This window comes from Hyphomicrobiaceae bacterium (genome assembly GCA_041397645.1).
Classification (GTDB): Bacteria; Pseudomonadota; Alphaproteobacteria; order Rhizobiales; family Hyphomicrobiaceae; genus Hyphomicrobium_B.
In genome coordinates, this window is record JAWKWE010000006.1 from 281,326 (window position 1) to 307,237 (window position 25,912).

17 protein-coding genes are annotated in these 25,912 nt (G+C 59.3%); 12 read left to right on the plus strand and 5 right to left on the minus strand.

All coding sequences use genetic code 11. The features are described from left to right. Positions 1–104: 104 nt before the first annotated feature. Positions 105–4,172, minus strand: coding sequence for a type II toxin-antitoxin system MqsA family antitoxin (locus R3D51_17250; GenBank protein ID MEZ5901230.1), 4,068 nt, complete (start codon positions 4,170–4,172; stop codon positions 105–107). An 866-nt stretch (positions 4,173–5,038) separates the two neighbouring features. On the opposite strand from R3D51_17250, the gene R3D51_17255 reads away from it, so the two are divergent. From R3D51_17255 to R3D51_17300, 10 genes are all read left to right on the plus strand, one after another. Beyond that, positions 5,039–5,335 (plus strand): DUF3489 domain-containing protein, encoded by a 297-nt coding sequence (locus tag R3D51_17255; protein MEZ5901231.1) that lies wholly within the window; start codon positions 5,039–5,041, stop codon positions 5,333–5,335. Positions 5,336–5,338: 3 nt separating this feature from the next. After that, positions 5,339–5,869 carry a DUF2924 domain-containing protein gene (locus R3D51_17260; GenBank protein ID MEZ5901232.1) on the plus strand — a complete coding sequence of 177 codons (531 nt, stop codon included), beginning with the start codon at positions 5,339–5,341 and terminating at the stop codon, positions 5,867–5,869. After that, positions 5,869–7,602 (plus strand): recombinase family protein, encoded by a 1,734-nt coding sequence (locus R3D51_17265; protein ID MEZ5901233.1) that lies wholly within the window; start codon positions 5,869–5,871, stop codon positions 7,600–7,602. The genes R3D51_17260 and R3D51_17265 overlap by 1 nt, the downstream gene beginning before the upstream one ends. Positions 7,603–8,152: 550 nt before the next feature. Beyond that, the gene (locus R3D51_17270; protein MEZ5901234.1) at positions 8,153–8,782 is read left to right on the plus strand and encodes a transposase; all 630 of its coding nucleotides are present in this window, start codon (positions 8,153–8,155) and stop codon (positions 8,780–8,782) included. Next, entirely contained in the window at positions 8,782–9,135 is a 354-nt protein-coding gene (tnpB, locus tag R3D51_17275; GenBank protein ID MEZ5901235.1) for an IS66 family insertion sequence element accessory protein TnpB, read from the plus strand. Before R3D51_17270 ends, tnpB begins: the two co-directional genes overlap by 1 nt. Before the next feature lie 77 nt (positions 9,136–9,212). Continuing rightward, on the plus strand, positions 9,213–10,760 hold the full coding sequence (locus R3D51_17280) for an IS66 family transposase (protein MEZ5901236.1): 1,548 nt from the start codon (positions 9,213–9,215) through the stop codon (positions 10,758–10,760). Between the two features lie 276 nt (positions 10,761–11,036). Next, positions 11,037–12,356: a DNA methyltransferase gene (locus R3D51_17285; protein ID MEZ5901237.1), complete on the plus strand. Its 1,320-nt coding sequence runs from the start codon at positions 11,037–11,039 to the stop codon at positions 12,354–12,356. Beyond that, positions 12,356–12,700 carry a hypothetical protein gene (locus R3D51_17290; GenBank protein ID MEZ5901238.1) on the plus strand — a complete coding sequence of 115 codons (345 nt, stop codon included), beginning with the start codon at positions 12,356–12,358 and terminating at the stop codon, positions 12,698–12,700. Before R3D51_17285 ends, R3D51_17290 begins: the two co-directional genes overlap by 1 nt. Positions 12,701–12,734: 34 nt before the next feature. Continuing rightward, a complete protein-coding gene (locus tag R3D51_17295) occupies positions 12,735–13,175 on the plus strand; it encodes a DUF5681 domain-containing protein (protein MEZ5901239.1) in 441 nt (146 codons plus the stop codon). Continuing rightward, a complete protein-coding gene (locus R3D51_17300; protein MEZ5901240.1) occupies positions 13,129–13,338 on the plus strand; it encodes a helix-turn-helix transcriptional regulator in 210 nt (69 codons plus the stop codon). The genes R3D51_17295 and R3D51_17300 overlap by 47 nt, the downstream gene beginning before the upstream one ends. Here the strand turns inward: R3D51_17300 and R3D51_17305 are convergent. The 4 genes from R3D51_17305 to R3D51_17320 all read right to left on the minus strand — a co-directional run bounded on the left by R3D51_17305 (position 13,253) and on the right by R3D51_17320 (position 19,844). After that, positions 13,253–13,660 carry a hypothetical protein gene (locus tag R3D51_17305; GenBank protein ID MEZ5901241.1) on the minus strand — a complete coding sequence of 136 codons (408 nt, stop codon included), beginning with the start codon at positions 13,658–13,660 and terminating at the stop codon, positions 13,253–13,255. The genes R3D51_17300 and R3D51_17305 overlap by 86 nt on opposite strands. 102 nt (positions 13,661–13,762) lie before the next feature. After that, positions 13,763–14,248: a hypothetical protein gene (locus tag R3D51_17310; GenBank protein ID MEZ5901242.1), complete on the minus strand. Its 486-nt coding sequence runs from the start codon at positions 14,246–14,248 to the stop codon at positions 13,763–13,765. Between the two features lie 13 nt (positions 14,249–14,261). Then, the gene (locus tag R3D51_17315; GenBank protein ID MEZ5901243.1) at positions 14,262–18,215 is read right to left on the minus strand and encodes an RHS repeat-associated core domain-containing protein; all 3,954 of its coding nucleotides are present in this window, start codon (positions 18,213–18,215) and stop codon (positions 14,262–14,264) included. A 705-nt stretch (positions 18,216–18,920) separates the two neighbouring features. Beyond that, the gene (locus tag R3D51_17320) at positions 18,921–19,844 is read right to left on the minus strand and encodes a type II secretion system protein GspK (GenBank protein ID MEZ5901244.1); all 924 of its coding nucleotides are present in this window, start codon (positions 19,842–19,844) and stop codon (positions 18,921–18,923) included. Here R3D51_17320 and R3D51_17325 point away from each other — a divergent pair. Together R3D51_17325 and R3D51_17330 are read left to right on the plus strand one after the other, a co-directional pair. Beyond that, complete coding sequence (locus R3D51_17325; GenBank protein MEZ5901245.1) at positions 19,833–20,288, plus strand: prepilin-type N-terminal cleavage/methylation domain-containing protein; 456 nt, start codon at positions 19,833–19,835, stop codon at positions 20,286–20,288. The genes R3D51_17320 and R3D51_17325 overlap by 12 nt on opposite strands. A gap of 1,559 nt (positions 20,289–21,847) precedes the next feature. Beyond that, positions 21,848–25,882 carry an RHS repeat-associated core domain-containing protein gene (locus R3D51_17330; GenBank protein ID MEZ5901246.1) on the plus strand — a complete coding sequence of 1,345 codons (4,035 nt, stop codon included), beginning with the start codon at positions 21,848–21,850 and terminating at the stop codon, positions 25,880–25,882. Positions 25,883–25,912 lie beyond the last annotated feature (30 nt).

Sequence of the window (25,912 nt, forward strand, 5' to 3'; positions counted from 1 at the left end):
CCTCTCGATCATTGATCGCACTTGAGTGATGTCCGCGATTTTGGGGCCCACATCATCGCGGTTCCGGCCTATGCGGATAGCGGCAACGAGGCTTCAAGGCATCACTACTCCCCCCACGATGCTTTAAGCTCGTCATCCTCGTCACGGGCCGCTTCAAACTCGCGTTGCATCGCTACGAGCATTTTCTTTGCCCACCTCCGAACCGCGCCGATCGGATGCTTGTCAAGGCGCTGCAGCGGCTTCTCATACAGCCGGTAATATCCAGTGCGCGAGCCGGACCAACCGAACGAGTGGATGTTGCTGACTAAGGCGCTCAGCACATCGTCGCGATCGCCGAACTCATCAAGCAGACGCCGAGTCAGCGGATCAAGCTCAGGCGGTGCAGCATCCCTGTCACGATGCGTCAGCACGCTTGCGATCCCAGCAACAAACGCCGGAGCCACATCAGGGTGAGCGTGACACCAGGCGAACAGCATATCCTGCGGCAGGTGCGCTATCATCGGCCGCTTTACGTTGTCGAACGCAAAGGAATCGCCGAGTGTCAGCTGCAGCCGCCACTGCTTCTGCTTATCTGACACGATCGCGTTGCCGACGATGGGCCACACAATGTGTGCAAACTTCGTGAGCATCACCGGAAGAAGCGGTCGGATATATTCTTGTCCGACCTCGTTCGGATCCTCGACTAAATGTTGCGCAAGTTGCAGGGCGACTACGGAGGCGTCACGGTCATCTCCGCCCTTCTCAAGGATCCACTTCATCGCTTCCTCGAAGTGATGCTGATCCATGTGAGAGCCGCCGCGATGCTTCTCGGCATGCCCCAGCTTCGCCGCGGCTAGTCTGATTTGGAGACGCAGTTGCTCAAGCCTGTCCTTGTGCTGGAATACGTACATGCCGAACATCTCGAGCCCTAGTGCGTAGAATGCAGTCGCTCCCGCAAACAGGATGTCGAAGAGCGGTGCGACCACCGCTGGAGCAAGCTTCGCCAGCTTCCCGCCTCCTACCCAAGAGCGCACAGCGAATGCCGGCATGATGCCCTTGGTTAGCGCCTGGCACATGAGCTCGATGTCGCGCGGTGTGAGGTCTGCGCTCCAGCTCGCAAAGGCAAACGCTGGTGCCAGATCTTCAGATTGAACCGCCCGTTGCTTGAGCTCCTCGAAGGCTGACGGATCTACCGTCGCCAATCCCCACATATAACCAGCCAATAGGCCGTAGTTCCGGCTCCCAGAAGGGATAGCCAGCAACGCATCAATGATCGGCTCCTTTAGCCCAAGCGGGTTGGAGGCATTGCGCGCGAGCGCTCGACCAAAGTCGACAGCCATCCTCTGGCTGCCAGAACTCAAAGCGGGAAAAAACTCCGTCAGGCGCTTCTGATCTGTCAGAAGCTCGATTGCTAATGCCTCAATAGCCGCCGACTGCCGTCGTCCACGCTCTTCAAAATCTAGCTTCTCATCGACCGGATAGTCCCACGGCATCTCTGTGACGAGGAATTTCACCCTTGACCCGACGTCATCCGGGCTAAGCTCATCCACGAGCTTCTGCACCCGATCCGCCACAGCAGTATCGAGGTCGTCACGGTCGAATTGCAGAATATCGCCCAATGACGTCAGCGCTTGCGGCCAGTAGGGATGCGCTGTAACGACTTCTTTCACCCATCTCTCGACGTCGTCGAGCAAGCCTCGCATTACGTAAATCCGAAGCTGCCCAGCTAGCGCACTGCGTGCAATCTCTCCGACTTCATCTTCTCGCGTTCCAATGCGAGCCAAGCGATCCGCGCAAGCACGCACATAGGACCAGGCGTCCGACCAGAGTTGCGGCCTCCAAGGCTCCATCGCGGGCCGACCACCATGAATCTCAATTCCGACTGTGCGAGTGAACGAGTCGGCCTTGGCGCCGGACTGGAGGGCCGCGACTGCAAGCTTCAACCTCGCCGGATCATTCGACCTGAGTACTTCGTCGAGCAATAGCAAGCGGTCCTCAGCGCCCGCTTGCGTGTTGCCAAGGAGAACGGGAAAGAGCGCCTTGAACTGGCCAGAAGCGTTGTTCCCCCAGCTCTCATTCTCGGCGAGAGCCAGTTCAAACAGCAGGAGCGCGCCACGCTCGAACGTCTTTGCGACAAAGGCGACCTTCTCAACGGCCCAAACAAGGTGGCGGCGCGCGTCGCCTTCGATCCCCTGCAGCTCCTCTCGGCTCACTCCACGCAACAGTCGCTCCAGCAGATCGATCACAATCTCCGTGTCAATCTCAGACAGCGATGACAGCACCTCCGTATTGCCTTCCACGCTTAACGCTTCAATCGTGCTCAACGGGCCACCTGGGCGACACACGTGCCGCACGACCTCGACGCTGATCGAATGCTTGTTGTTCAGCATCGCGAGCTGCTGTGCGGCGTGCTTGCGCAGCCGTGCGGGCAGCGGGCCAAAGAGCACGCGGTCCCAACTGGCTTGGTCCCAATGCCGCCATTGCCTCTCTGCGAGATGCAGAGCGACAGGCCTTGGTTGTAGTGAAACCAATCTGCCTCGCATCTGCGCCACGCTTCGGCTAACGAGGTCATCAATGGCCTTGCGCAGTTCGGCGCTCGACGTTCCAGATCCAAGCGCCGCAATGGCTTCCAAATCTTTCTCGAGCGGTGGTCTCACTCCGACGAGGCCAAAGACACTCAATAACATCGCGGACTTTTCAATGACGGCGGCATCGCTGCGATTCCGCCCGAGGAGAATGCGGTCGAAGAGCACCGGATCGGGTGCCGACACGATGCTGATGTCCTGCAACCACGCATCACCGATTAATCGGGCCAGCTGTGGGAAGCCGCTCGAAAGCCGCACGAGCCTCGGGCGATCCGCATCCGACGCTCGGGGAGCGCTTTGCTTCAGCATGCCCTCGATGACCGACGCGGGCGCCGCCTCAACCACCAGCGTGTCATTCGGCAGGATTTCGCCGCGCAGCATTTCGTGATCGATCGTCACGAGCGATATGCGGCTGCCCGATCGCTTGACCATCGAAGAAAGATCGCGGAGGCTCTCCGGCGGACAACGATCGACAACCACGATTGCGCGCAGGCCCGCATCGACCAGATTCTGGACGACCCCCTTGACCGTCTCGGTGCCTACCTCTTGCTCAACAGCGTAGAGCACGAGGTCGCAAAGCCTGACTTTGGTTTGCTCTTCGGTCGTTGTCGGTCCTAAGGCTTCCAGCGTCAGCCGGGACTTGCCACGGCCAGAAAGCCCAACCACCCTTGCTACGCCCCGCTCGGGCGTTATCAGCCCGCGCAGTTTCTCGCGGAAACCTTCCAGCCGTTCGTCGAATAACCAGGGTGAGCTGTCATATTCATGACGACCCGCCCAATGCAGCCAATCCCGGAACGGGCCAACGAGCCCCGGCTGCGTGTCCTGCAGAAGCCACACCGCCACAGAGGGATGGACGTTCACCCAGTCAGCGATCTGATCCGCATCGCGGAACTGGACCTGATGGGGCGCGACCGCCAGACCCGCGCCCGCTAGCCGATCACGTATCGCCTTTTCGCGGCCCTCGATTTTCTTGCTGGTGTACGAGCGACCGCACAACATGATGTAGATGCCATCCTTGGACAGCACCGTCGCAACCATCGCTTTCACCGCTCCATCGGAGGCGATCACATCCTCGCCCGCCTCAGCCGGTGTGAGTTCCGTGGCCTTCATCTGGAACTGGCAAAGGCGGGACGGCAAAAAGCGCGTTCGCTCCGGGCCGCCGGACCATTCGATCCTTCCATCCTCGCCGCCATCCGGTTCGGTGATGTTGGATGCGACATGAATGCGATCCATGCCGATGCCGTGCGACAACGCCTCGGCGTTGATCAGCTTGCGCACCAGCAACACGAGCTTCCTATCTGTGAGCACGGCGACGTGCTCGCCCGACACTTTGAACGGTCCGAGCCCTTCGGCCGCGATGGGTTTAACACGCCGGCCAATCAGCGCCGTTGCAGCTGCCGGGTTCTCATCAACCAAGCGGAGAAGATTAGAGACCGCTGCCGCCGGTTTGATCGTCCCGTTCTCGTACTTGGTGAAAGCGCGCGGCCCCCCGCCAAGTAGCTCGCCGGCCTCCGCCTGAGACAGCCCTAGCGTCTCCCTTATGCGCCGGATGTCGTCCGGCGTGAGGTCTGACCTCGGCGTGGCCGGATTGAACGTCTTTCGCACCATTATGGTCTCTTTTCCAAATAATACACCATATTGGTGTCTATTAGTATGATGTCAAGGGGGTAGATCCCATTCGACGCGCGTGCAGGGGGCGTGTGATTGCTGCAACCTGACGCAAGAGCTGACTCACAAGCCCTCGCTCAACAGCTACCCAAGGAGCGGGACGAAGATAGCCGTCATGTCCGCCGTCGGAGGTCGAGCGACAGCCCGCGACGAAGTTTCGGCGTGCGGAGTACAGACAAACAACATGTCCGGAATCTCTGCTCAGAAGAGTAGGCAGAGCACGTCATGTTCGTTCAGAATGGTGGCGGATAGCCGCCTCCGATACCACGCGAACTGACCGCACAAGCAGTCTAGTGGTTGGTGGGCAACCGCAGAGGAGTGAGTCGAACCGGTCTCAGTGAAGCTGCGAACGCGGTCTCTGCGGCGGGGCCGCGGACAGCGCGCGGAAAAGGAATTTCGAGGCTAGAGACTTCGGGTGTCTGAGCGCGCTATTCGACGCGAATCTGGGTCCAGAGATGGCGATGCTTTGGGGTTCGAGACTGGCAACCTCGTGACAACACGAGGTTTTCCGCAGGAGAGCCGGAAAGCGGCGTTTCGACAAGGACTGGTTGGTGGAGCAGCAAGGAATCGAACTGCTGACCTTCCAGCCTTGCTGGTGCAGACGAGGATTTTTATAACCTATTGTTATTAAATATTTTTTTGGACCGAGGCGGCACCTTTGGACTGGACTTTGCGGCCCTTCGGAGCGGTACTGTCGGTGACAGGCGCGGCAAAGGCCGCATAGTCAGCCCCGGATGCACGAATCCGGGGCTTCGGGTGGTGCAAGGCGGCGCAACCCGCGCAGCCCGACACTGGAGAACCACCCAATGAAGACGACGAGCACACGCCGAACCCAGACGGCAAAGCAAGCCCGAAGCGCCTCCAACGCCAGCCCGGCTCCAGGTCCGGCCGACATGCCGCGACCCGGCGGCAAGCTTGGCGATATCCTCGGCCGCGTCGCCTCGAAAAAAGGCGCCACCGCTGACGAGTTGGTCGATGCGACCGGATGGCAGAAGCACTCGGTCCTCGGCGCCTTGAGCAAGCTGAAGGCACGCGGCTTCGTGATCCGGCTCGATGTGAAATCCAACCGCAAGGCCTACCGACTTGCATCGACGGTGGGTTGAGCGATGCGGAAAGAGGATCGGACGAATTCGACGTCCACAGTCGGCGCGCCCGGGCGCGCCGGCACCGAAGCCCTTGAGGCGGCATTGTCCGCGCTCGCAGGTATAAGCCCGGCGGACCTCCGGAACGAATGGTTGCGGCACTATCGTTCTCGTCCGCCCAATAGGCTGAGCCGCGATCTGCTCGAGCTTGGCGTCGCGTGGAAGCTGCAGGAGCGTGCGTTCGGTGGCCTGTCCGCGGCGACCAAGCGTCAGCTCGCCGCGCTAAGGCAGACAATGGCCTCGAAAGCGGACTTGACCAAGGCACGTGCCGTCACTCTGAGGCCGGGCGCCCGTCTCATACGCGAATGGAATGGCGAAACGCACGAGGTCCAGGTCGTCGAGGATGGGTTCCTGTGGCAAGGGAAGACGTGGCGCTCGCTGTCCGTGATCGCGCGCGAGATGACCGGCACCCGATGGTCGGGACCACGGTTCTTTGGGGTCGGCAAGACGAAAGCCGTGCCGGGCGTCGACGCGCCAACTGAAGAGGGTGGCTGATGGCTGGGAGACCCGCGCCTGCCCATCCCAAAGGCGCAGCGAGCGTCCGCTGCGCCATCTACACGCGCAAGTCATCCGAGGAAGGGTTGGAGCAAGAATTCAACTCGCTCGATGCGCAACGCGAAGCATGCGAGGCGTACATCCAGAGCCAAAAGAGCGCCGGCTGGGTCGCACTTTCCGACATGTATGATGACGGTGGCATCTCCGGCGGGACCATGGAGCGGCCGGCGCTGCAGCGCCTTCTCGCGGACATCGCCGCCGGCCGTGTCGACACGGTTGTCGTCTACAAAGTCGACCGGCTCACCCGATCGCTCCGCGACTTCGCCAAGATCGTCGATGCATTCGACGCCAAGGGCGTCTCGTTCGTATCCGTCACCCAGCAGTTCAACACAACGACGTCGATGGGCAGGTTGACGCTCAACATGCTCTTGTCGTTCGCCCAGTTTGAGCGTGAAGTGACCGGCGAGCGAATTCGCGACAAGATTGCCGCTTCGAAGCAGAAAGGCATGTGGATGGGTGGCCTATCGCCGCTCGGCTACGACGTTGCCGATCGCAAGCTGGTCGTGAAGGTGACCGAAGCCGAAACCGTCCGACATATCTATCACCGCTACACGGCGTTGAAATCGGTGCATGCGCTGAAGCTTGAGCTGGACGGATCGGGTGTTGTCAGCAAGGCGCGCCGGGACCGAAACGGCAATGCGACCGGAGCCAAGCCGATCGCGGTCGGCGCGCTGTACCACATTCTACAGAACCGGCTGTATCGCGGCGAGATCGTGCACAAAGGCAAGCCCTATCCCGGTCAGCACGACGCCATCATCGACGAAGAGCTGTGGTCCGAGGTCCAGGCGATCTTGTCAGACAATCGCGTTGAGCGAACGACGCGATCCAAGGCTCTTGCTCCGAGTCTGCTGGCCGGCCTTGTCTACGATGCCGGCGGCGAGCGCATGTCACCGACGCACGCCATAAAGAGCGGCACGCGCTACCGCTATTATGTCAGCCAATCGTTGATTAAGCGCGGCCGGGTCAAACCTTCCGAGTCTGCCTGTCGTGTTCCGGCCTCCGATCTCGAGGTTCTCGTCGAGGACAAGATCCACACGTTGCTGCAGGAACCAGCTTCCATTCTGGCGTTCGCGGGAACGATCACGGTCGCGGCGCACAAGGCGCTCATTGACCAAGCGGCATGCCTCGCGCAGCGTTGGCCAGAGTTGTCCGCATCCGAGAAACGCGGCATCCTTGATGCGTGCCTCTCTCGGGTGGAGGTCAAACCCGACACCATTGTTATCGCCCTCCGCCCGCTGCGGCTCCTCGAGGCAATCCGTGGGAAGTTGAGCCCTTGCCAGTTCGACTTGTCGGACGAGGGGCCGAGCGCCGAGCTGACAATACCGGCGCGCGTTAAGCGGACCGGTATGGCGAACAAGCTTGTGATCGAGGGACAATCCGAAATTGCAATCAAACCCGATCGAAGCCTTCTGCGCCTGATCGTGCAGGCGCGGCACTTCCACGATCTCGTGACGAACAGCAACGGCAGGTCAATCAGGGATCTCGCCGACGAGGTGGGGGTGAGCCCCTCCTACTTCACCCGTGTCTTCCGGCTGAGCTTCCTTGCGCCGGACATCACCAGGGCGATCGTCCAGGGGCGCCAGCCAGCCGAGTTCCGTGCGATCAAGCTCATGCGCGCTGGCCAGTTCGGTTCGCGCTGGTCCGACCAGCGCCGCGAGCTTGGATTCGATTGACCGCGCCAGTCTCCCGGAAGCGCTCCGTCGCCCGCCAATGAGACGGCGGCACGCCGATTTTGTCAGCATCGCATGAGCGAAACGACCCACCGCGCCGCCGCCAACGGTACCACCCAAAAGCCGATAGGAGACTTGGACCGGAGGGGCCCGCGAGAACCCGCACCGAAGCGGTCTCTCGGTCGCAGATAAAATGGCATCGTGCCGCTAACCGGCGGACACTACGGACCAAGTTCGAATCCGACGCCAAAACTCGTTTTATGTATTCATATCAATGTGTTGCGTGGCGGTGGAGGCATTCACCTGCGAACCCCTCTCTGACACCGAATAACAGGGAATTTTTGCGATTTTCGGGGGTTAAATCGGCCACGAATGCCGCATTTATCCCCGTAAAACCGGCGCAATTTGCAATTTTGGCGGTGAAAATTATCAGGGAATTTTTGCCGTGTTATCAGGGCGGCCTAAGTGAGCGTTCAGGGAATGCACACTTGAGAACAGGGAACGATCCCGACCTTCTTCTGCACCGGTGAGGTCTGCTGCAGGAGAGACGAGGATGGCCCGATACAGTTCAGTCAAATGCTTAGAACTAGCGTTTTTCTGGAAGGAACACCTGAAGGCATGGCGCGACAGCGACCTGAACCAGCGGGAATACTGCGAGCGCCACGGTCTCGCTCTGAAGCGGTTTGGGAACTGGCGGGCCAAGTTCAAAGATCAGGAGACGTTCGTTCCGCCAAACCTGCTTTATCGCCGCGGCGGGGGGCTTAGACCTAGGTCTAGAACTAGGTCTAAGGAAATTCCCTTCACCCCTATGAGAAAGCGGCGCGGCTTCTCGGATGCCGACAAGAATCGCATCATCGAAGAGGCGTGTAGCGAGGGTCGCACTGTGTCCAGCGTCGCCCGCAGGTACGGGATCACGACGAGCCTGCTCTTCCGTTGGCGCAAAGAGCTAGGCATGGGGCCGACGCACTGTATCGTGCCGGTCACGATCACCGACACGCCTGACGGCCTTGCAGATTTTGCGGCGTTGACCAATCTCACGAAGCAGCCCACTCCAGTCCTCATTGATCGAGCAACGCCGGCAATTGAGGTCGAGTTGACCGGAGGGCGCCGACTTCGCTTCGAACGCGGCACAGATCCTGAGACCATTCAGCGACTGGTCGCCGCATTGGACGGAGGTGCGTGATGATCACTGCAGCCTCAAGCGTCAAGGTGCACATCGCGCTCGGCGTTACCGACCTGCGCAAAGGCATGGACGGCTTGGCAACGCTGGTCCAAGAAATTCTCCTGCATGATCCGTTCTCAGGTCATCTGTTCGCGTTCCGAGGCGGTAAGGCCAACATGATCAAAATTCTCTACTGGGATGGCACGGGGCTCTGCCTGTTCACAAAGCGGCTCGAGCACGGCGCGTTCGAATGGCCGGCGAAGGGTACGACAGGGCAAACCGTGAGCCTAACATCCGCGCAATTGTCGATGCTGATCGAAGGCATCGATTGGCGCGTTCCAGATCGCCGATGGAAGCCTGCCGTGGCGGGTTAGACTCACGTCCAAAGTGGATTGCTTCGTAGACCCGATTGCGTTCGCCGGCTGACGGACTTGGGCATAGCATCGAGATCATGAGAATCGATCTCGATGCCCTCCCCTCTGACGTCGACGCACTGCAGGCGATGATTGGCGCGCTTGTGGCGGAGCGTGATGCCGAGCGCAGCGAGGCACAGGCTGAGATCGAGCGTCTCCGCAGCCTCGTCAAGACGCTGCAAAGAAGCCAGTTCGGCCGTCGCTCGGAACGCCTCGACCAGGACCAACTCGATCTTGGGCTGGAGGATCTCGACGGCGATGTTGCCCGGGCCGAGGCGGCGCTCCCGGCGGTCACCACCGAAGGCGTGCAGCAAGAGCCTGCGATCAAGGAGCGGCTTAGTTTGCCGGATCATCTTGAGCGCGAGGAGGTGACCCTCGATGTCAAAGGCCACACCTGTCCGTGCTGCGGCGGCGCCATCCATCGGATCGGCGAGACCGTCAGCGAGGTGCTCGACTATGTTCCGGCGCGTCTCAAGGTCATTCGCATTCGCAGGCCGAAGTACGGATGCCGGACCTGCGGAAAACTGCATCAAGCTCCGGCACCCGAACGTCCGATCGCGAAAGGCCTGGCAAGCGCCGGCCTGCTCGCGCACGTGCTGGTGAGCAAATACTGCGATCACATTCCGCTCTACCGCCAGTCGCAGATTTTTGCCCGCAATGGCGTCGACCTCAATCGCTCGACACTCGCCAACTGGGTTGGTGGCGCTGCTTGGTGGCTTGAACCGTTGCGAACGCGGTTGGCCGAGCAGGTCTTCGCCTCGCCGAAGTTGTTTGCGGACGACACGACGGTGCCCGTGCTCGATCCCGGCCGCGGCCGAACGCGAACCGGGCGACTATGGGTCTATGCACGCGACGATCGACCTTGGGGTGGGACCGATCCGCCGGCAGCCGTCTACTACTACAGTCCCGACCGCAAGGCCGAACGGCCCGCGGCGCATCTCAAGGGCTTCGCAGGTGTGCTACAGGTCGACGGCTATGCCGGCTTCGAGCAGCTCACCACGCGCGGCACCATCGCGCTGGCGGCATGCTGGGCGCACACACGGCGCAAGTTCTACGATGTCCATCAGGCCACCGGCTCGCCGATCGCCGAGGAGGCGCTGCGTCGCATCGGCGCGTTGTACACGATCGAGCAAAGCATCCGCGGGCAATCGGCCGAGCAGCGCCAGCGCGTTCGCAACGTGCGATCCAGGCGATTGACTGACGCCATGCGCCCGTGGTTCGAACGCCAACTGCACCGCGTGCCGGGACGCAGCGGTCTAGCCGAAGCAATCCGATACGCACTCGCTCGGTGGGAGGCTCTCTGCCGCTTCCTCGACGATGGCCGCATCGAACTCGATACCAACACGGTCGAGCGTGCCATCCGCCCGATCACGCTCGGGCGCAAGAACCACCTCTTCGCCGGCTCGGACGGGGGCGCCGACCGCTGGGCCGTCGTCGCAACAATCCTTACGACTGCAAAGCTCAACGACGTCGAGCCTTACGCCTACGTGAAGGATGTGCTGGAGCGCATGGCGGGCGGTCATCCGGTGTCCCGACTCGACGACCTCCTCCCCTGGAACTGGAAGGCCGCGGCAGCTTCCGCCTGACAGACGTGTCAGAAATGGACGCTTACCGGCCTAACCCGTTAACAGGGCGCCTTTATCGACATAACAGGGTAACGAGATCGCCCAAAGTAACCATTCCAGCGGGGGGCTTACCCCGCGAGTCTGCTCTGTGATATTCTAGTTCGAGTTGGAGGTAGTGTGTGCGTTCTCGCGCGCTCCGAACCAACTCCAGAACCCCCAGAACCAAAGTGTTGAAGCTTGAGGTGTTAGCGGTCGCGTGGGCGAGCGTTCTGACACCTCGTTCTGGAGGTGTTACTGGTGACCAAGCTCACTGTTACTGACCTGCCGATCGGTGGTCTCAAACCGTATGATCGCAATGCCCGGACGCACAGCGCCAAACAGATCGCTCAGATCGCGGCGAGCATCAAGGCGTTCGGGTTCAACAACCCCGTGCTCATCGACAAGGACGGCGGCATCATCGCCGGCCACGGCCGGGTCGAGGCCGCCAAGCTGCTCGGGATTAAGACCGTCCCGTGCGTGCGGCTCGAGCACCTCACGGACGCGCAGAAGCGCGCCTACATCCTTGCCGACAACAAGTTGGCCGAGAAGGCCGGCTGGGATCCGGAGATCCTCAGAATCGAGCTGCAGCATTTGACCAGCCTCGATCTGGATTTCGACGTTTCGGCGACCGGCTTCGAGATGCCCGAGATCGACGTGCTGCTGAGCGATGCCGCGCCGGAGTCCGATCCGGCCGATGAGGTGCCGGCCGTCGAACCCGGTCCCGCCGTCACACGCCTTGGTGACATCTGGCAGATCGGCCCCCATCGCCTGATCTGCGGTGACGCGACCAAGGCCGACACCTATGCACGTCTGCTCGAGGGTGCGCGCGCCCAGATGATCTTCACCGACCCGCCGTACAACGTGAAGATCGAAGGCCATGTCTCGGGCCTTGGCAGCGTCAAGCATCGCGAGTTCGCCATGGCCTCGGGCGAGATGACCACGTCCGAGTTCTCGCGCTTTCTCAGCGATGTGTTTGCGAACCTCACCTCCCATTCGATTGACGGTTCTGTGCATTTCATCTGCATGGACTGGCGTCACATGACTGAGGTGCTCGCGGCCGCCTCGCCGGTCTACAGTGAGCTCAAGAACCTCTGCGTTTGGGCCAAGACCAACGGCGGCATGGGCTCGCTCTACCGGTCCCAGCACGAACTCGTGTTCGTCTACAAGGCCGGAACTGCGCCCCACATCAACAACGTCGAACTCGGCAAGCACGGCCGCTATCGCACCAACGTGTGGTCCTATGCCGGCGCCAATACGTTCAGCAAAACCCGCAACGACGATCTTGCCATGCATCCGACCGTCAAGCCTGTCGCGCTCGTCGCCGATGCCATCCTCGACTGCTCGAAGCGCAAGGGCATTGTCCTCGATGCCTTCGGCGGCTCGGGCACGACGCTGGTCGCGGCCGAGCGCACCGGCCGTCGTGGCTATGCCATCGAACTCGATCCGCACTATTGCGACGTCATCGTGCGCCGCGTCGCGAAGATCGCCGACGTTGCGATCGTGCACGCTAAGACCGGCAAGACCTTCTCTGAGATCGCCGCCGAGCGCGCTGAAACAATCGAAACGGAGGCCGTCTGATGTCTGCAAAGCGAAAAACGCCCCCGCGTGGACGCAAGGGTCAAAACAAGATCGACGTCACGGTCATTCTCACCAAGCCGGTCAAGGTCGGCAAGCAGGGTCGTGAGCAGCGCATGACGCCGTTCGAGATCAGCCTGCGTGCACTCGTGAAGAAGGCACTCAAAGAGAAGAGCTTGAACGCGATCAAAAGCCTGCTCGATACCGCCCTCAAATACGAACTCGTCGCTCCAGCGCCAGAACCTCCCCTGGAGGGCGGTGTGCGTATCTGGCGCGGCCTCTTCGATCTCAAGATCGGCGACGAGATCGGCAAAACGAAATCAAAGACCGACAACGACATCACCTGAAGCTTGTGCATCAAACCGAATAGGACACCTTGAAATGCAAGACGATGACGCACTCCAAGACGACAGACGCGCGATAGGCCCCCCAAAGCCACGACAGGGCTACAAGGCCCCTCCCGTACAGCATCAGTTCAAGAAGGGCCAATCGGGCAATCCGCGTGGCCGGCCCAAGGGCGCCAAGGGCAAGCGTCAGATTGCCGAGAAGGTGCTGCTTGAGAAGCATGAGGTTGTCGAAGGCAATCGCAAAGTCCAACGCACGACGCTTGAGCTGATCCTTCTCACCCTTCGCAACAAATCGTTCGAGGGTAGCAACCGCGCCTTCAAGGACTTGGAGAAGCTCGCCGCCAAGTACGATCCTCAACCGCAGACAAAGCGCGCTGGCATTCTGCTCGTGCCGGGTCGGCTGACATTGGAATCCTGGTCAGAGCGGTATGAGAAGAAGAACGATCCGACGCAGCCCGATCCCGATGAGGAATAGGGCAGCTGCCGACCATTGCGGCCCGCACCGGACCTACATCAGCGGCATCGAGCGCGGCGTGCGTAACCCCACCGTGGTCATCCTGGACAAGATCGCCAAGGCCCTGAAGGTGCCAGCGGGGGCTTTACTGGATGAAGCGAAGACTTCGGCGAGAAAGCCGTAAGGATCTGGGGCGACATTAGGTTGATGGAGCAACTGGGTGGGTCGGATTTTGAGCGTTGCGGCGGTGTCATGCGCGCGGATGCGGGTGGGCATCCGAAGCGCAAACAAGATGTGCCGTTGGCGGAACCTGAGTTCGCGATCACGCGGGTCGCGAGCGGCTCGAAGCTGTTGTAGGTGTAGGCATAGCTCACGCCAGAGCGCACGTCGGTGAGGGTGTTGCCGGCCCCGTCATAGGTGAAGGCGCGCGGATCGGGCGTTACGCCGGAGCGTGTCACACCCTGCAGCAGATTGCTGGTGGAATGGTAACTGTAGGTATCCGTCACCCCGCCGATCGTCTCGCTGATGCGGTTGCCAACGCTGTCATAGGTCCGCGATTGCGAGCCGTAGATCCCGCTGGCACTGTTCAGGCGGTTGGCGCGACTGAGCTACAGTTTGGAAATCTCGGCCTGCAACCAACTCTTCGATACCAACTGACCGCCAAAATGCATGTTCTCAGCGTCCTCCATTTCGTCGAGTAATTGCTTCGCTCGATTGATGTCGCCCAACTTCCATGAGGCCATTGCTAAGATCATCAATCCATGATCAATGAAGAATTTTGATCCAGCAGTTCTGTCCAGTGAAACTAGCTTTTCAGCGGCCGTCCGGCATTCAACGTAGGCGCCGTCCTCAAGCAACCATCGCGCCAACTTCGAAAGGTGGGGGCGCGGGTCATCTGAACATTCTATAGCGTTGCGCAAATCAATGTAGGCGCGCACAGCGTCACCGGCGGAACGATGAACGTACGCCCTCATGCCGAGCCAATCACACCGTCTGGGTTCCGAAGGCAGCAACTTGTTGCAAAGCTCTAACGCTTGATCGTACTTTCCAAGCCTGACAAGCGCAAAAATCTGGTCGGCGAAGTCGATTTTCATCCACTAACCTCCATTACTTAAATGGACCAAATCGCTTCTTCCTCGGCCGCCTCGAACCGTAGTCCACCTTGTTTCCGCCACAGCGTTCACTAACGAATCCGCGCGCGCAATCTGCCAACTTCGTATACCCACCTGTCTGTCCCCTTGGAGGATTGGGCAAGCTGAATAGCCATTCGCAGTGGGCATATGCCTCTTCCCATTCACGCTTGCAGTCATCGGGCGGAGGTGGCGGAGGCTTCTTTTTCTCATCGTCATCTCCTGATGACATACAATAGGCGATCCCGGCGCCAATCGCTCCGCCAATCACAGTACCAATAACTCGACCACCAGCGGCACCGCCAGGCCAGGGTGTCAATGCTCCGATGACCTGCCCAATATTTCCGCCCCATTCCGCCCCAGCAATAGCGTTGCGCCCATCCTTATCCACATACACATACGGCGAATTCCCGGCATACGCATAGACACTTGGCCCATCGACGAAGCCGAGGGGATCTGGCTGTGTATATCGTCCGATTGTCGGATCGTAATGCCGATGCCAGTTGTAGTGCAAGCCGGCTTCCATCTGGAACCACTGTCCGGGGAAGCGGGCATTGAGGGTTTCTGAGCCCGACAGCGTATAGGCGCCGCCGAACGGGCTGTAGAGAGCCGACCAGACATCGGCGCCCGTGGCATCCGTCATCTTCACAGGCCGGTTGAGCTGATCGACGTGAACCATGAGCAGCGCCGGCGTGGTGGCGACGTTGGATACCACCGCGACCGGACGGTCCACGGTCGTGCGTGCCCCGCGCGTGGGGGCGATCTCGGCCTCCGGCATCCAGATGTACTCGCGCACCGTGGCGCCTGTCGCATCCAGCTCGGCGATGATGTTGCCCCACTGGTCATGGACGAAGTACGTCGTGCCGTTGGCGGAACCTGAGTTCGTGATCACCCGGGTGGTGAGCTGCTCGCGGCCATTGTAGGTGTAGGTGCCGATGAGGTTGCCCGACTGCGACACCGTCTTGAGACGGTTGGCGTTGTTGTAGGTGTAGGCATAGCTCACGCCAGAGCGCACGTCGGTGAGGGTGTTGCCGGCCCCATCATAGGTGAAGGCGCGCGGATCGGGCGTGACGCCTGAGCGTGTCACACCCTGCAGCAGATTGCTGGTGGAAGGGTAACTGTAGGTATCGGTGACCCCGCCGATCGTCTCGCTGGTGCGGTTGCCAACGCCGTCATAGGTCCACGATTGCGAGCCGTAGATCCCGCTGGCACTGTTCAGGCGGTTGGCCGCCGAGTAGCCGAACGACTGGTTGTTGGCGGAGGTGACCGTATCGCCGATCGAGGTGATGTTGAGGTTGTCGGTCCGCCCGAAGGTAAGCCCCATCACGGTCGTGGCGCCGTTCGTCACCGTGCACTGCGATTGCTCGTAGTCCTGGGTGTGCGCGTCGGTCTCTGCCAGGCTGTTGCCGTAGGTCAGAGATTTGATGAGGTTCGAGATCGGCTGATAGGTGACGTTGTCGATGACGGTCACGCTCGAAGCGCCAGAGTTCTGCTTGGTCGAGACCTTGTTGATACGCCCGACGCTGTCGCGATCGTAAAGGACGATGCGGCCGGAAGGATACGTGACCTTCGAGACCCGGTCGGCCAGAGTGAACTCGTAGGTGACGGATTTGGCGCCTCCGCCGATGGTTTGATCTTCCTGGATGATGTTGCCACGCACATCGTACTTGAAGTCGATGGAGCCGGGCTCATCGTCGAGCGTGGTCAGCCGGCCGACGCCCTTGTTGCCGCTTGTCGTGCTGTCATAGGTGTAGCCGAGGTCCTCGGCCGAGGCCGCAGGATACGTCTTGGTCAGGATGCGGCCTGCATTGTCGTAGGTCATGTTGGTGACGATTGAGCGCCCGTCGGTCTTCTGGGTGACCAGGCCGCGCAGGTCGCGCACGTAGTCGGTGTTGCCGCTGTCGGGAGAGGATTGCCGTTTGGTCTCGCCGAAGCCGTTGCGGATGTAGGTCGTCTGCAGGCTGCGCGGATCGGCATAGGTCGTGAGGTTGTCAAGGCCATCCAACGTGTAGTTGACCTGTGCGCTTTCCTGATCGGTCTCGCGGATCAGACGGTTGAGGCTGTCATAGGCGTAGGAGTAGACGCCGCTGCGCGGATCGGTGACCGTCTTGAGGTTGTCGTTCTTCTCGTAGGCATAGCTCGTGGTCTGGCTATTGGCGCCGATGTTCTGAAGCAGGCGACCCAGCTCGTCGAAGGTCTGGGTCTGCTGGAAGACGATGGTGCTGGAGCTGTCCTTGATGTTGGAGGCGGTGATGTTGCCCATCAGGTCGCGGGTGTAGTTGATGGTCTCGCCGCTGTTGGACGTGACCGTCGTCAGCCGGCGGGCATTGTCGTAGGTATAGGTAAAGTAGGTGCCGTCAGGACGTGTCACCTTGGTGATCTGTGCGATCGCATTGTACTCGAAGCTGGTCACCGCCTGGTTGGTGCCCGGGTCGACCGTGATCGTCAGCAGACGGCCCTGGAAGTCATAGGTCAGGTTGCTCACGACGCTGTTGGCGTCGGTGATCTGGGTCGGCTGTCCCCGCGCGTTGACGGTGTTGACCGTCGTCACATGACCGACCTCGTTGGTGATCGTGGCTACGTATCCGTTGGAATCGTAGGTATAGCTGACGGTGTCACCGGTGCCCGACAAGGGCCCATCGACGGAGGCCAGCAAGCCGGCCGCGCCCGTGTAGGTATAGGCCCACGTCCGCGTCTGCCCGTTCGACGAATAGGGCACCGAGCCCGTGGTCGTATCGAGCTGAGACATCGACGTCAGGCGGCCTGTGCTGCTGTCCCAGGTGTAGTCGGTCGTCAGCCCTGGCTCCACCATCTGGGTCGGAACGCGGAACGTCGTGTGGTTCGTATAGGTCGTCGTCACAGCATCCGCCGTGCCGTACCCGCGCGTCACAGACGTCGGTAGCCCGCGCGAATCCCGAACGTACCGCGTCACACGACCTTCTTCGTCTGTGGTTTCGGTGAGAACGCCGGTTGTGGAATCATAGGACGTTGATGAAGAACTCGCAGGACAGCTCGTGCTGGCCGCGCCATCTACACTTGTTACCCGAGTGCGTCCGGCGACCTTGGAAAAATTATAGGTCGTGGACTTGCCGAGCGCGTTGGTGACGGTTGTGGACGATGTTGCGTAGCTGAACGTATAATGATCGTTGTAGGAAGGATGATACTCTTCGACAACGCGTCCGGCATCGTCATAAACATACGTTCCGTAACGCACGCCTCTTGCGTCAGTGATGCCCGTGATCAACTGGGGAAAGCGACTATCCTCATGATGATAGGTCGTCACCTCGGACGATGTCCCGTCACTAACTGTCACCGTTTTGAGACGGCGGGAATTTAGAATGCCGGTTTCGGGATACTCAAAGGCATATGTAACCGTATTTCCGCCAGGCACAGTGGCGGTGGTCAGCACACCATTGCTGTCGTACGCGAACGTGATCGTGCGCCCTAGATTGTCAGCGATGCTGGAGACGCGGTCCGTTCCGCTCGTGTAACTGATTGTGATCTGAAAGCCAGTCCGATACGTGATCTGCGTTGGCCGATAGATCGACGTGTCGATGACAGACTGCTCAAAATGATATTGACTATCGTCCTCCAGTGTCACGTCGTAAACGGCCGGACTACCTGTGGTTTCCGTTGCAGTCACGTTCATTTGTTCGTTCGACGTTTGAAACGTCGTGCTCGTGCCCACGCGCGTTAGTTCATGGTACTGCCCGGATGGCAGAACCAGAGATATTTTGTTTGAAGTGCCCTTTAGAAAGCCCACCTCAAAGGAAAAGTGCCAGTTCAGATCTATGGCCTTTACGGCCGTGCTCTGAGCCAACGGCGTATTGCTGAAGTACCGCTTTAGCTCCAGTGCGTACGTGCCTCCAGTCGCAAAATCAACCGCCGCATCGGACTTGCTTCCCGTCATCGGACTAACGGGATTACCCACTTTGCATGGGTCGTCGTAGTCTTTGCAGACGCTGCTGTCCGAAGTCACGTTTGTCACTGACGACAGCACACAACGGACGCGTCCCGCCGAGTACCGCGTTAGATAGCCGGACGGACAGTACGCTCCGACCCATGCCGCACCTATTGTCTCATATCCAGAGGCATTCAGGCACGCACAACGCGTTTGCTTCAAACAACTATTGCTTGGATTGGGACGCGTGGGGCCGGATTTGTAAGCAGGGTACGAACGATCAATCTGACAGAATTCATGACAATCATCGGAGGGCGACTCGTACTCGGTGCCGGACAATTTGTAGATCTGTCGGTTCTCCTGCGCTTCGACCGACGAGATTGCACTGAGCAGAACAAAAAAGACCGCAACAAACCTTGCGATGACCAACATGACCGCCCCCCGAACATGTAATGCGCTACGTCTCAAAAAGAGAACATCAGATGTATGATGATCTGATGTCAGCAGAAGAAATCGACCTTGTCGAGAACCATTTTATTCCCAGATGCCGGATGTTTTTGTTGGTGCTTGCGAACGCATCTGTTGACCGAGTGTTCGGTCAGTCCGCACATCCCTTTCATCACTCCGAAAACTTACAGCGCGGAGGAGACAGCGGAGTGACAGACTCTATTTTGAAGTTGCGAGCGTAGTCGCTCATGCAGCGCTTCACGCCAGGCCGCTGCGTTTCGATCGGAGCTAGAAGCAGCGACCCAGAGCACCAACTGACCGTTCATTCTGGCGCGATGTTTCAATCACCGAAGACCAGTCAAGAAACTTGAGCCCGCGTGCTGTCTTATCAATCTCGACTGTCGCGTCGCGAACAAAGCGGAGGTGGTCGCGCTCAATCCCTATCATCAGCCGGATGATCTTTGCCGCAGCGGCCGAGTGCGCGCTGACCGATGACAGCAGCCGATCCTCACCAGTGGAGCGTAGCGCCATCGTCAACTCGACAGGCGCGAGATCCAAGTCAATGAAAGAAGAGCGGGAGTTGACAGTGACATAGGGCCGAACAGCAAGAAACATCTCGCGTGAAACACCGTAGACCTGCTCAAGCTCGGCAATAGACTCAAACGGCGCGTTCTTTGGGCCAAACTTTAAGCCGGCACCGAGGTACTGGTCTCGTTCTGCCCCTCCCTCTGTTTTCTCATCATCGCTGTCCCGGAAATCTACGATTGCCGCAGCGAGGGAACTTGCTTGGGCGGGGGAGATGTTGAGTGATTGGAAAGCAAGAGCCAGCAGGCTCACGGGCGCAAAATTGAGATCAATGAGACCAGCTGTACTCACCATACGGATATCTACGACATCTGTGCCCACCCGGCATCGCGCCTCCCGACCATCCAGAGCGAGCCCTATTCTCCTCGCGGCCGGATGGCTCGGCTCCACCAAGTCATGAGCCAAAAAATCGGCAAACCCGTCGGCAAGAACGCGAACCTCTTCACGTGCGATCAAGTTTGTTGTTTCCTGGACCCGCGCACGCGATGAAATCATGAGTGCCGTAACAATGCTAGAGATCAACGCCAAGGCAACGATTACGACAGCGAGCACATAACCACCCTCCTTCGCCGTTATGGGTGGGGGATCATCGGGGCACGAGAGCCGACTTCTATAATGACGCGACATGACACGGGAATTTCCCTCCTCGAGATGTTGGTTGCGATGGCCATCCTTTCACTGGCCCTCGTAATTGCGGTTCCGCTGTTGCGCAGCCCGGACAACGATACGGCGGCGCTTCGCACAAAGGCGACATTAATAACAGCCCAACTTCGGTTTCTGCGTTCAACGACACAAAGAACCGGCCAGTCCGCCCGCATGACGCTTGATCTGGCAAAGCGGACCTTCGACTTCCAACAAAGAATACCCACCCTGGAGCTGCCCGACGGCGTGGCATTGAAGGTCATTACAGACGCGGGCATGTTGCAGAGTGCTCATAAGTTCCAAATCCTGTTTTTTCCGGACGGGAGCGCCACTGGCGTCACCGCTCAGCTTCGAACCAAGGGGCTTAGCTGTACGATCAGAGTGATATCGCTTACAGGCTCCGTGCTGTTCGATGGGTGCAAGTCATGACCCAACATGATGGAGAAAGTGGATTCTCTTTGGTAGAGGTCCTGGTTGGCTTTGTAATTTTATCGCTCGCCCTTGCCACACTCTTTAGAGCAGTCTCGATTTCCTTTGATGGTCTTCGCTTATCCCGTGAGCGAGAGCTGTTTGTAGCGCACGGCAGCTCACTCCTCGAGCTGGCACAGACGTCAGGTCTCTCGAATATGAAAACCTCGGGGATATACGCCAATGGCTCTGATTGGCGCCTCCGACTTGTGCCGATTGTTCTAGATCCAAATCAAGGCGCACCATCGTTCGGTTCTGTTTGGGTCATATTCGAGGTAAGATTTGCTGGAAAGACACAGCTCGAACTCAGAACCCTTCGCTATCGATGAAGATCACCTGCCGCCAACATCGATGGCCGCAAGATGCGGGCTTCTCTATTCTGGAGATGCTCGTAGCACTGTCGCTCCTCGCCATATTGGCGACCATGCTGTTTACGGGACTGCGCACTGGGCGGTTAGCCTTGGAGCGGGCTGGTTCGCCCGAAAGCGAACTCGAAGTGGCACTGACGCAAAGCCGTCTTCACGGGCTCCTATCTCAGATACACCCCGCCAAAACATCAAATGCCCCGGACGCCAACGACGTATTTGTCGGCGACGCGGGCGCTGTAAGGTTTGTGTCTTCATATACCGCTCAAAGTCAGATTTCTGGACTGTATGAATGCCGTCTGTTCTTGAGTTCGCCATCGAACCGGAACGGGCAACGTCGTCTAGTACTCACCCAGCGTCTACGCCGCCCAAACAATGCTTCCGCGCCCGTTCTACAAACGCAAACTACACTCTTGGAAGGCGTGGCTGGCATGCGAATTCGATATTTCGGGCAGCCCGACAGAATGCAAAGCGCCACATGGTTCTCATCTTGGCGAAAACCCGACCATCTCCCTCAGGCAATCGAAATCGCGCTGTCCTTCGAGCCTCAGTCTCGCCGATCCTGGCACACAATGATCGTACATCTTCGTCTCAGCGATTGAACTGCAGCTGCGTTCGCGCGGCAGGCTTGCACACCGAACGTCCGGTCAACACAGTTGACCGACTACTTGGTTGTGCGCGTGCTGCGCTCTGTTTGCGATCTGTGTTGCGACTCGATTGAGTGGCAGTGTTGCGCGCATACATAATCGACAACGAACGCGCTCTATGATTTATATGCCGACATCAGAGTAATTGCATGTCGCTAGCTTCAGGGAGCGTTAGCGGCAGAAATAAATTCCTCGATCATTATCTTTCACTGATGCGCATTCGCGCCGGCAGAACTTCGGTTCGGCAGGAATGCGTCGCCGCGTTTTGTCATCCGCGTTGGAGAATTTCATGCTTAGGTTGGGTCGCTTATTCAGCTGGGCCGTTTTGCTGACGTTGTTTGTCGCGCAGCCCTCGTATGCGCAAACCGTCAATGGGTGGAATGGTGGCTCGCAAACGGGATTGGCTTCCCCGAACCAGGGGTGTCAGGCCATCGTCGATGCGTCAGCAGCCAATGATTGGGTTGAAAAAGTGTACCCTGCCCCGCCGTTGAGCGGAACGCATCCCGACATGTGCAAGCGGGCAAGCTACAAATGTGACATCGGCATTCAAAACAGCGTCAACGGTAGTGGCACATCGACTTTATCTTGCGCCAGCGGTTATGTTGCCTGTTACGAAAAGTGCGTCCGAAGCAACACTTGCCCATGCGACCAGCCCAAGGAGTGTTGTGAGAATGGTCAGTCAAAAATTGGCAACCCCGTCGTTCCCCTGAATGGCGAGAAATTTGAAACTGCCAACGACTACGCAAGCGGTGGCTCAAAACAGTTACGTGTCGACCGTCGGTATAGGTCGAACAGCGGCGGCGGCGAGCGGTTCGGTCTTCTGGGAAAGTACTGGCGTTTACCGTGGGATGCATTCCTCTCGGTTATCACGACAAATCAGACGTTGTTTGTGGTTCTCCCTGACGGAAATGCTTACACGCTGGAGAAGAACGGCAGCGGCCTCTTCGTGCCGAGCACCAATCCTGTCACCAACTCTCCAAGCTGGGATATTACCGGCACTCACATCACCGGCACGCCCGAAGCCTATGAAATCAAGGATGAGGACGACAAGGTCTTCCGGTTCGAACAGGTAGCGTCGGCTTGGGTGCTGGTACAGATCCGCGAGCGCACCGGATACACCCAGACTCTGGCTTATACGTCGGGCCTTTTGCAAACGGTTACGGACAACCTCAGCCGGACTCTGACGTTCACCTACGAGACCGCCGCCCCCTCGCCGTTTCAGAATACGGCCCGCGCAATCGCGCAGATCACCGCGCCAGGTGGCGTTCAGATCGATTACACCTACGTGCGCGAAATGAACCCGGGCGGAACCCAGACCAACTACACCTCCGCTCGTCTTTCGACCGCCACCGTTTCTCAGCCCTCGACAGGCAGTTCCTCGGAAACGACGACGTATCATTATGAAGTCACGGGCAAGCCAAACCTCTTAACCGGCATAACCGATGCCCGAAACGTCCGCTACGCAACGTTCACGTATGATAGCGATGGTCGAGTTACGGTATCTGAACATTACGGCTCGAACGACCAGACCACTTTCTCCTACAATGACACCACCGGCGAGCGAACCGTCACCAATGCCCTCGGGAAATCATCTGTTATTGGCTACACGACAGTTGCCGGCACTCGCCGCGAGACAAGTGTCAATAACCAGGCCAGCACGAACACTCCCGCAAGCACCTTGAGCCATACTTATGATTCCAGTGGTCGATTGCAGCAAACCACGGACGAAGAAGGTCGTGTGACGCGGTACGTTCGGGATTCGCGCGGGTTGCCGACGTCTGTGACGCGGGGGTACGGCACGGCGGATGCTGTGACGACGACCTATACGAACCACACGACGTTCCGCGTTCCGACCCAGATGGTGGAGCCAGGGCTGACGACCGACTACACCTGGGACAGCAGCACAGGCCGCCTGACGTCGATGTCTCAGCTCGATACGACCACGGGCTCGGTGCCCTATTCGTCGAACGGGCAGACGCGGACGTGGGCCTATACCTACACGGGCGCGGCCGGCTTGCTGGCCTCCGTCGATGGGCCCTTGTCGGGCACCGGTGACACCGTCAGCTATACCTACGATTCCAACGGATACGTAGCCACGATCACCAACGAGGTCGGTCATGTGACGACGGTCAACACCGTCAACGCGCGGGGACAGCCGACCCAGATCACCGACGCCAACAGCGTCGTGAGCAACCTGACCTATGACTTCCAGGGCCGTCTGCTGACGATCACGGTCGACCCGGGCACCAACCAGGCGGTGACCAGCTTCGAGTACAATGCGATCGCACAGATCACCAAGGTGACACGTCCTGACGGCACCTACTTTACCTATACCTACGACAATGCCCGCCGGCTGACGACGGTCACGTCCAACAGCGGCGAGACCATCAACTACACCCGCGACCTGATGGGCAACATCACCGCCTCCAACATCAAGGACAGCTCCAGCACCATCGTCTTCCAGCAGACCCAGACCTTCGACGAGCTGGGTCGCCTGCTTCAGAACATCGGCGCCAATAGCCAGACCACGAGCTATGCCTACGAGAAGAACGACAACCTCAAGACGGTCACCGATCCGCGCAGCGGCGTCTACTCCTACGCCTATGACAGCCTCAACCGTCTGATCCGCGAGACCGATCAGGAAAGCGCACAGGTCAACTACACGTTGGATGGCCTTGACAACCTCACGACCTATGCCGATCCGCGCAGCCTGCAGACGACCTACATCCGCAACGGCTTCGGCGAGACCAAACGGCAATCCTCTCCCGACAGCGGCAACACCGACTACGTGCGCGACCTGCGCGGCCTGGTCACCCAGAAGACCGACGGGCGCTCAATCGTCACCAACATGACCTACGACAATGCAGGCCGCATCCTGACCAAGACGTATCCTGCGGCCTCGGCCGAGGACCTCGGCTACACCTATGACAGCACGACAAGCGGCAACAAGGGCGTCGGCCGGCTGACCACGCTCGACGATGAGCCCGGCTCCATCGACTTCAAGTACGATGTGCGTGGCAACATCATCCAGGAAGATCAAACCATCGGCGGAGGCGCCAAATCCGTCACCTACGAGTTCACTCTGGCCGACCGGGTCTCGAAGGTCACGTATCCTTCCGGCCGCATCGTCCTTTACGATCGCGACAGCGTCGGGCGTATCAACAAGGTCTCGACCAAGCAGAACTCTGGCGCTTCGAGCGTGACCGTCATCGACAACGTCACCTATCAGCCGATCTCGAACCTCATCAAATCTCTGACCTACGGCAACAGCCTGGCAGAGACCGACGCGCACACCCAGGACTACGAGCAATCGCAGTGCACGGTGACGAACGGCGCCACGACCGTGATGGGGCTTACCTTCGGGCGGACCGACAACCTCAACATCACCTCGATCGGCGATACGGTCACCTCCGCCAACAACCAGTCGTTCGGCTACTCGGCGGCCAACCGCCTGAACAGTGCCAGCGGGATCTACGGCTCGCAATCGTGGACCTATGACGGCGTTGGCAACCGCACCAGCGAGACGATCGGCGGGGTCACCGATACCTACAGTTACCCTTCCACCAGCAATCTGCTGCAGGGTGTGACACGCTCAGGCGTCACGCCCGATCCGCGCGCCTTCACCTATGATGGGGCCGGCAACACCCTCACCGACGTGCGCTCTGGCGTGAGCTATGCCTACACCTACAACAACGCCAACCGTCTCAAGACGGTGTCGCAGTCGGGCAACCTCATCGGCACCTACACCTACAATGGTCGCGAGCAGCTCACCACCCGGGTGATCACGAACTCAGGTTCCGCCAACGGCACGACGTACTTCGTCCATGACCAGTGGGGCAACATCATTGCCGAGCTGGATGCGACAGGCGCCACGGTGCGCGAGTACATCTGGATGCCGGAGGCCGAGATCGCCCCCACGCGCGGGTCACGCACGACCGTCGATAGGCCCGTCGCGGTGGTATCCAACGTCGCCACCACGCCGGCGCTGCTCATGGTTCACGTCGATCAGCTCAACCGGCCGGTGAAGATGACGGATGCCACGGGCGCCGTGGTCTGGTCGGCTCTCTACAGCCCGTTCGGCGGCGCCTATACGCTGTCGGGTTCCGAAACCCTCAATGCCCGCTTCCCCGGCCAGTGGTTCCAGATGGAAGCCGGCTTGCACTACAACTGGCATCGGCATTACGATCCGACAATCGGACGATATACACAGCCAGATCCGCTCGGCTTCGTTGATGGGCCAAGTGTGTTTGCTTATGCGCGGAGTGCGCCGCTTATCTTAACGGACAGCCTTGGGCAAGCAATCCCTCCCGATGACCCTCCCGTTCCGCCACCGACGTACCCTTCGCTAACTCCAAAACAGCGATGCGCCCAAGCTTGCAAAGAAGTTGCCGAGCGTGAGTGCTGGGGCGTATACAAACTGCGGCTCCAGTGGTTCCCATTTACTTGGAAGCTAGTGGGTCAGTGCATCGAAAATTCATACAGATACTGCTACTTGAATCAGTGTGAGACACCAACCGCGCAATGCAAAACGACTGGAAAATAGTTTGCCCCCACTGCGGAGAAAAAAACACGA

Coding starts and splice junctions, on each gene's coding strand:
- R3D51_17300 (MEZ5901240.1), top strand. CDS start 13,129: ATGAGAAGAAGAACGATCCGACGCAGCCCGATCCCGATGAGGAATAGG.
- R3D51_17255 (MEZ5901231.1), top strand. CDS start 5,039: ATGAAGACGACGAGCACACGCCGAACCCAGACGGCAAAGCAAGCCCGA.
- R3D51_17330 (MEZ5901246.1), top strand. CDS start 21,848: ATGTGCAAGCGGGCAAGCTACAAATGTGACATCGGCATTCAAAACAGC.
- R3D51_17325 (MEZ5901245.1), top strand. CDS start 19,833: ATGACGCGACATGACACGGGAATTTCCCTCCTCGAGATGTTGGTTGCG.
- R3D51_17320 (MEZ5901244.1), bottom strand. CDS start 19,844: ATGTCGCGTCATTATAGAAGTCGGCTCTCGTGCCCCGATGATCCCCCA.
- R3D51_17280 (MEZ5901236.1), top strand. CDS start 9,213: ATGAGAATCGATCTCGATGCCCTCCCCTCTGACGTCGACGCACTGCAG.
- R3D51_17265 (MEZ5901233.1), top strand. CDS start 5,869: ATGGCTGGGAGACCCGCGCCTGCCCATCCCAAAGGCGCAGCGAGCGTC.
- R3D51_17290 (MEZ5901238.1), top strand. CDS start 12,356: ATGTCTGCAAAGCGAAAAACGCCCCCGCGTGGACGCAAGGGTCAAAAC.
- R3D51_17260 (MEZ5901232.1), top strand. CDS start 5,339: ATGCGGAAAGAGGATCGGACGAATTCGACGTCCACAGTCGGCGCGCCC.
- R3D51_17295 (MEZ5901239.1), top strand. CDS start 12,735: ATGCAAGACGATGACGCACTCCAAGACGACAGACGCGCGATAGGCCCC.
- R3D51_17250 (MEZ5901230.1), bottom strand. CDS start 4,172: ATGGTGCGAAAGACGTTCAATCCGGCCACGCCGAGGTCAGACCTCACG.
- R3D51_17310 (MEZ5901242.1), bottom strand. CDS start 14,248: ATGAAAATCGACTTCGCCGACCAGATTTTTGCGCTTGTCAGGCTTGGA.
- R3D51_17270 (MEZ5901234.1), top strand. CDS start 8,153: ATGGCCCGATACAGTTCAGTCAAATGCTTAGAACTAGCGTTTTTCTGG.
- tnpB (MEZ5901235.1), top strand. CDS start 8,782: ATGATCACTGCAGCCTCAAGCGTCAAGGTGCACATCGCGCTCGGCGTT.